This is a genomic window from Glutamicibacter ardleyensis (assembly GCF_014644555.1).
Classification (GTDB): Bacteria; Actinomycetota; Actinomycetes; order Actinomycetales; family Micrococcaceae; genus Glutamicibacter; species Glutamicibacter bergerei.
This window is the reverse complement of record NZ_BMKX01000003.1, coordinates 285,230-291,873: the sequence shown is the minus strand read 5'-3', so window position 1 is coordinate 291,873 and position 6,644 is coordinate 285,230. Positions and strand designations below refer to the sequence as shown.

General features: G+C 53.1%; 2 protein-coding genes. One reads left to right on the top strand and one right to left on the bottom strand.

The features are described 5' to 3' along the window. The first annotated feature begins 429 nt into the window (after positions 1–429). Complete coding sequence (gene pulA, locus IEX04_RS09320) at positions 430–6,099, top strand: pullulanase-type alpha-1,6-glucosidase (protein WP_188685278.1); 5,670 nt, start codon at positions 430–432, stop codon at positions 6,097–6,099. Between the two features lie 177 nt (positions 6,100–6,276). Here pulA and IEX04_RS09315 read toward each other — a convergent pair whose 3' ends face one another. Further along, positions 6,277–6,585, bottom strand: a complete 309-nt coding sequence (locus IEX04_RS09315) for a PLD nuclease N-terminal domain-containing protein (protein ID WP_013349867.1) — start codon at positions 6,583–6,585, stop codon at positions 6,277–6,279. Positions 6,586–6,644: the final 59 nt, after the last annotated feature.

Below are 6,644 nucleotides of genomic sequence, written 5' to 3'. Positions count from 1 at the left end.
GAAAAGCTCCCCAGATGTGGTTACTGATTTCTCAGTCCAACATTTGGGGAGCAGTTCAAAAAGCTGTCTGGAGGTTCTTTTTGTAGTGGGGTTGCCGACCTGACCGGACAATGGGAATTGGAGACTTTTGTGCCGCATTGTGCAAACGTTTCCTATGTAAAAAGTTGGAAAAATACTGAAAAGTTTGATGTTTTCCCTGCATCCGAGTGTAAATGTTGGAAACGCTTGCGCTTGATGGAATTCGCTCAGTAGTGTGGGCTGAATCACTGGCGAGTCAGCTCTTATGGCTTGCCGCTCGTACCTTCGAATTCAATGGAGCATTTCGTGAACAGCAAAAGCGCTGCTTCCTCCGTGCGCAGTCAGCCACTGCCACCATACCTTCATAAACGTAGTTGGCGTCGTTGGGTCACCGCCTTGGCCGCAACCCCGATGCTGGCGCTCGCACCCATGGCACCCCTGGCTGGTATTCCCGCCGTGGCAGATGAAACTTCTGTGACTCTGGCCGGTTCTTTTCAGTCGTTGTTGGGATGTTCCGCTGACTGGATGGCTGACTGTGAAGCTACCAGCCTGCAATCCACGGACCAGGAAGGGCAATACAGCCTGGAAGTGGAAGTTCCGGCGGGGAACTATGAATACAAAGTAGCGTTGAACAAAAGCTTTGACACGTCTTATGGACTGGATGGGGGAGAAGAGAACATTCCCCTAGCCCTGAGTGCGGATAGCCGATTGCGCTTCACCTTTGATACGGCCACTGGGCTGACACAAGTTGTGCCACTGGACCTTCGCGGAAAATATTCAGATACTGATGCCGAATTGGTCGCTGCGCCGGTCAGGCAAGCCGGTTCTGGTGAGCAATTCTATTTCATCTTGACAGACCGCTTTGCCAATGGCTCAACGGCTAACGACACCGGCGGTTTGGAAGGTGATCGACTAACCACCGGGTTTGATCCGACGGACAAAGGATTCTATGAAGGCGGTGATATCGCAGGCTTACACTCCAAGCTCGACTACATTCAGGGCCTTGGCACCAGCGCCATCTGGCTCACGCCCAGTTTTAAGAACATGCCGGTTCAGGGTAGTGGTGATGATGCCAGCGCCGGATATCACGGCTATTGGGTCACCGATTTCACTCAGATCGACCCACATCTAGGCACCAATGAAGAACTCTCCGAACTGATTGATGACGCCCACAAGCGTGGCATCAAGGTGTATTTCGACATCATCGTGAACCATACCGCGGATCTCATCGACAATAAGGAAAAGAAGTATTCCTACGTTGAGCAGTCTTCCCATCCCTATAAGGATGCTCAGGGTCAAGCCTTTGACCCGGCGGACTACGCAGGCAGTGATACCTTCCCAGAGCTAGACGCTTCCAGTTCCTTCCCTTATACCCCGGTTGTTTCTGACCAAGTCAAGAAGGTCCCCGACTGGCTCAATGATCCAACGCTCTATCACAACCGCGGGGACTCAACCTGGGAAGGTGAGTCGGTCACCTATGGCGATTTTCAGGGGCTTGATGACCTCATGACCGAAAATCCTAAGGTAGTCAACGGTTTCGCAGAGGTCTACAAGAACTGGGTGGACTTCGGAATTGATGGCTTCCGCATCGACACCGCAAAACATGTGAATTTTGAATTCTGGGAACAATGGACCAAACAAGTTCAGGACTATGCACGAGCCCAGGGTAAAGACGACTTCTTCATGTTTGGCGAAGTTTATGATGCCGATGCAAAGAAGCTTTCGCCCTACGTGCGTAAGACGGAAATGAATTCCGTCCTTGATTTCACGTTCCAATCTGCTGCTGCCGGTTTCGCGGGAGGAAATTCAGCCAAAACGCTAAGCACGCTGTTCTCGGCGGATGACTACTACACCACGGCAAACACCTCAGCTGATGCTCTACCAACTTTCCTTGGCAATCACGATATGGGGCGCATTGGGTACTTCCTGAACAACAGCAATCAGAAACTCAAACGTGATGAACTGGCCCATGAACTGATGTTCCTGACCCGTGGCCAGCCGGTGGTTTACTACGGTGACGAACAAGGATTTGCAGGCACCGGTGGAGACAAGGATTCTCGCCAATCACTGTTCGCTTCTCAAGTCTCGGACTATCAGAACCAAGAATTGATTACCGGAGAAAAGCTCGGAACCCAAGATCGTTATGACAGTGATTCTCCGTTGTACCAGCACATCGCGGCCCTTTCTAAACTTCGCGAATCAAACAAAGCGCTGAAGGGCGGGGCACAAGTAGAGCTATACGCCCAAGATTCCAAGGGAGTCTATGCATTCTCGCGTGTGGACCGTGACGAGAAAACCGAATACCTGGTGGCCCTGAACAACTCGGAAGAATCCGCTGATGTTGAGTTGTCGACTCTGACCTCCGACGCAACCTACTCAGCGCTCTATGGCGCCGAAGACAAACTCAGCAGTGCTGCGGACGGGAAACTCAACGTGACGGTGCCAGCGCTATCTGCAGTGGTTTATAAAGCTGACAAGAACGTAGATAGTGCTGCCTTCACACCTGAGATTTCCGCTCCAAAATCTGGGGCCGGGCTCAGCGGCGTAACACCCGTATCCATGGATTTAGGCGAACAGGCGTGGGCTGAAACAAGCATGTCGTGGCGTGAAGTGGGCACCGAGAAGTGGCACCTACTGGGCGTGGCAGAAGACCACACCCCACGAGTCTTCCACGACGTTTCATCGCTACCACAAGGCACCTTGGTGGAATATCGTGCCGTGAGTACCAATGCCGCAGGAGAACGCAGCGCCGCTTCCACCTATGCTTCCGTGGGCAACGACGTTTCCGGGTTTGCGAAGGAAAAACCGGCTGAATCGGATATCTCCATGGTCACCGTGCCGGGAAGCCATAACACCGAAATGGGTTGTGTCACCGACTGGGATCCGGCCTGCGAGGCAGCCAAACTCACTGAACAGCCTGGCGAGGTCTATTCTGGTGAATTCGATGTCCCAGCAGGGGACTATGAATACAAGGTAGCCATCAACGGATCATGGGATCTGAGCTACGGCGCTGGTGGTATTGCCGGTGGTGACAACCTTAAATATTCTCACGAAGGTGGGACCGTCAAGTTCTTCTTCGATCCCCGCAACAACATCGCACAAAGCGATCAACAGGGTCCGATGATCACCTTACCGGGAAGTTTTCAAGACGAATTGGGCTGTAAATCCGACTGGGATCCAACCTGTCTCGCTACTTTAATGGCGGACGCTGATGCTGACGGTACCTACGAATTCACTACGGAGAAGATCCCGGCTGGTACCTACGAATTTAAGGTGTCACACAACTTCGGGTGGGACGAAAATTATGGCGTTGACGGTGCCGCCGGAGGTGCTAACTACAGTCTTTCGGTAACCGAAGGAAAGCCAGTGAGCTTCAGCTACGACTCGAAGACTCACCTGTTGCAGTTTGGTTCTGACACCCAAACAGTCGCCGGCGTTGGTCAAATGAAAGCGCAGTGGATTTCCGCTGACACCCTAGCGATTCCTCGTGATCTAGGCACTGGTGAAAACTATGCCCTCTACGCTTCAAAGGACGCCAGCTTGAAATTGGAGGGAGAAGAGATCTCCGGTGCGAAGCCAATCGAGCTCAAAGAAATTATTGGTGGGTTGAGTGCCGAACAACGCAAGAAGTTCCCACACCTTGCCGACTACCGTGCCTTGCGTGTTGAGCTAGATCGCGAAGACGTAGCCTCTGCATTGCGTTCACAACTGGCATTGGCACGATTTGATGGCGAAGGGGATACCCAGAAACTCACCGCCTTCACCGGAGTTCAGAGTGCTGGTGTCATTGATGATCTCTATGCCAAGGCGCTTGACGATGTAGAACTCGGCGTGAGCTTCACCGGAAAACGCCCTACCTTTAGGCTCTGGGCACCCACGGCCCAAAAAACAACACTGCTGATTACTGACAAGAAGGAGAAGACTGCACGATACGCTGCTAGCTATTCGAAGGACAGCGGTGTGTGGACGGTAAAGGGTAAACCTCAGATGGCTGAGGCGAAGTACCGGTGGGAAGTTCAGGTCTTTGTCCCTGAAACGGGCAAGATCGAAACGAATATTGTTACCGATCCATATTCGGTTGCGTTGACCACTAATTCCACCCACTCGGTCGCGGTGAGCTTGGAAGACCCTCACCACCAGCCAAAACAGTGGCGTAAGGCCAAAGCCAAAAACGTCGAAAAGGACGTGGACCGCAGCATCTATGAACTGCAGATCCGTGACTTCTCGATTTCAGATGCTTCGGTGCCCAAGAATCAGCGGGGCCGCTACGGAGCGTTTGGAGCAAATGGGGCCGGGAGTAAACAGCTCAAACAGCTTTCCGAGGCTGGCCTGACTACCGTTCACCTGCTGCCAAGTTTTGATATCGCCACCATTGAGGAGGAACAGTCACAACGTGTTGAGACGGACTGTGATCTGAAGTCGCTGCCGGCAGCTTCCAGCAAACAACAAGAGTGCGTTACTGCCCACGGTGATGAAGACGGATTCAACTGGGGGTACGACCCCTTCCATTTCATGGCTCCGGAAGGTTCGTACGCCACGAACCCTGAAGGAGCGAACCGTGTCGAAGAATTCCGCTCGATGGTTGGATCCTTGCACAGCATGGGGCTAGAAGTAGTGCTTGATCAGGTGTTCAACCACACCGCAGCCTCGGGTCAAGCCGATCGCAGTGTGCTGGATAAGATCGTGCCTGGCTACTACCACCGACTTGATGCCACCGGGAAAGTGGAAACCTCGTCCTGCTGTCAGAACCTGGCCACGGAACACGCTGCGGCGCAGAAACTGATGGTTGATGCCCTGGTGGTGTGGGCCAAGGACTATAAGGTTGATGGATTCCGTTTTGACCTCATGGGCCACCACTCACGAGAAACCATGGAAGCCGTACGCAGTGCATTAGATGAACTGAAGCCGGGACGTGACGGAGTGGACGGCAAGTCCATTTACCTCTATGGCGAAGGATGGAACTTTGGTGAGGTGGCGGACAATGCTCGCTTCTATCAAGCGACTCAGGGGCAAATGAACGGTACCGGCATCGGGACCTTTAACGACCGACTGCGCGATGCCGTTCATGGTGGCAGTCCTGTTGATTCATCCTCAACATTCCGTCAGGGCTTTGGTACTGGCTTGGGAACGGATCCCAACGGTAATAAGGTCAATGGGAGCACCGAGGAAGCGTTGAAAGATCTCGGCCACGAAACCGACCTAGTGAAGCTCGGCTTGGCTGGCAATCTCGCAGACTTCGAATTCCTCGCTTCGGATGGCAGTGTGCATCGTGGTGATGAATTGGATTACCGCGGAGCGAAAGCAGGCTATGCTTCGCAGCCGGGAGAAGTGATCAACTATGTTGACGCGCACGATAATGAAACGCTCTACGACCTCACTGTGCTCAAGTTGCCACGAGATACTTCCATGGAGGATCGGGTGCGGATGAATACTCTTTCGCAAGCAACCGTGATGTATTCACAAGCTGTTCCGTTCTGGCATGCCGGAACCGAGTTATTGCGTTCAAAGTCTTTGGACCGAAATTCCTATAACTCGGGGGACTGGTTCAACCGCATCGACTTCTCCGGAGTGGAAAATACTTTTGGCTCGGGTCTTCCGCCCGAGGCAGATAACGGGGAGAAGTGGGATCTGATGGCTCCACTATTAGAAGACCCTGCGCTCAAGCCGGATGCCAAGGCCATGGCTGATGCTGAAGGGGCAGCCTTGGACTTGTTGCAGACCCGCAAGGAAGTTGGACTCTTGCGATTGGGCTCAGCTGATCTCATTGGGCAAAAGGTGAGCTTCCCGCTGGGTGGGTCTGAGGCTGAACCGGGAATTATCGTGATGCGGATTGACGACACGGTGGGTAAGGATGTCGATCGCAAGCATGACGGTGCCTTAGTCCTCTTCAATGCCTCGCCGAAGGAGAGCACGCAAAAGCTTGAGGAGCTGGTAGGTCACGACTACTCGCTTGCCAAGTCTCTTGCGAAAGGCAGTGATGACCGGGTGAAGTCAACTTCGTTCGACAGTGCCACCGGTGAGCTGACTATTCCGGCGCGCACCGCGGCAGTCCTAGTGGAACCTCAGGGCTCGGCTAAGTAGTAGAACGGAGCATTCCTACTGGACCATCTGTAGGGATTATTCGCAGGACCATTGTTGGTAGATGAACTGATCTAGCCAGTGTGGCAATCGAGTTTTTCATTGCCAAAGCGTCCACGCTGACAGCGAACAACCCGCTCTCGTCATCACGAGAGCGGGTTGTTCCATTGTGTCTGTAAATCAGTTTTGAGGGTCTTTGCGACGCCCAAAGACAAAGTAGGAAATGCTTCCTAGTACGTTGAGGCAACTGACCACGGCCCACAGTGGTTTTGGCCCTCTCGCCAGCTGAACGGGGCGTCGACGAAGATCGCGCAAGGCTGCAAACATCAAAGTCAGCTCGATAATTCCAGCGAGGATGACAGCAACCTGGGTGCGGCGATCCAGCTCCCGGAAGGACCGTTTTTTCGGTAGGTTGAGGCGCCGGGAGCGCAGGGTGGATTGTCCTTGAATGCCTTGGGTGTCCTGTGTCTGAAAATTATTTTTCGGCATGGGAATCATTCTTGCCCTTTGTTCGTTGAAGAAGACAGAACGCAAAGTTGAGTCAAGTT